Here is a 1012-nt window from a genome sequence, read left to right on the forward strand (position 1 = left end):
ACTATACCAGAGCTGAGGCTCTTTTTCTGCACTTAAAAGGTGAAAACGTAAAATTCCCATCAAGCACTTGAATCATGTGTTTGATGGGGATTTTGGAGTTTCTGGTGAATAATTCAGGTCATAGCTAATTTATCAAATTCTTGTATATCAATACCCGTTGCTCCAATTAAATCAAGAATAATCTCCTTTGCTAAGTCTTTACTATAGGAATTTAATTGTTCTGTGAAATCTGGCTCTTCACTTTCATACAGGCCATTGAGCAGTGGAATAATGTAACTATAGATATACACTATTAGTGGATATTCTTTTAATTCCACCAAAACGGTATCAGTTATCCCATCGCTAACCATTTTAGATTTTCTCGTATCAACAACAATTTGATTATGAACATCAACTTTAAAATATACCTTGTTACCACGCTCAGTTAACTCCATTCCGACACTTCTCAATGGAAACTGTCGGGCGATATGCATCTTTAAGACTGATAAATCAGTAATATTAGGTGAGCGACCAATTATCATATCTTGCAAATCATCTCGTTGAATTGTTCCCGAGAACGCATTCATTGCTGGCAATCCAATATCAGAATTAATTTGCCTGTTGTTTCGATCATATTTCCAAAACATCCAAGCAAAAAAGTTATCTTCAAGATAATCAGTACATTCAACATTGTCGTTGCCAATCAATTGAAGGATTTGGTCAACTCTAGTTTTGTCACTAGTGAATATAGCAACATATACTGCATCATCTACCTTTTACCAAGCAATTGATGAAATGCTAGCTAACGCTAGTCCTAGTGATAAATTGTCTAAACGCTTGCAAGCAATCTTTGCCCAAGCATCTATTTCTCGGCGTGATATGTTGGGTGCAATGATTGGCGCCGGTATGAATATTGCTCCTATGTCAATAAATGGCACATCTTTTTCTAAACACTCGTTCTAATTCTGTCGGAATTAAACCAACTGATGTAATTTGAGGTTCGGATTACCAAGTCCTCAAAATTGGAAAAAGT

Annotated in this window: 2 protein-coding genes; both read right to left on the reverse strand. The window is 35.9% G+C overall.

Translation table 11 applies throughout. The features are described 5' to 3' along the window. Positions 1 to 113: 113 nt before the first annotated feature. Positions 114 to 686 carry a hypothetical protein gene (locus tag EGT51_RS12775; protein WP_135369025.1) on the reverse strand — a complete coding sequence of 191 codons (573 nt, stop codon included), beginning with the start codon at positions 684 to 686 and terminating at the stop codon, positions 114 to 116. Between the two features lie 239 nt (positions 687 to 925). Then, a partial coding sequence (locus EGT51_RS12785) for an IS3 family transposase (protein WP_135369000.1) occupies positions 926 to 1012 on the reverse strand: 87 nt, incomplete at its 5' end.

This window comes from Levilactobacillus suantsaiihabitans, assembly GCF_004745505.1.
GTDB classification, from domain to species: domain Bacteria; phylum Bacillota; class Bacilli; order Lactobacillales; family Lactobacillaceae; genus Levilactobacillus; species Levilactobacillus suantsaiihabitans.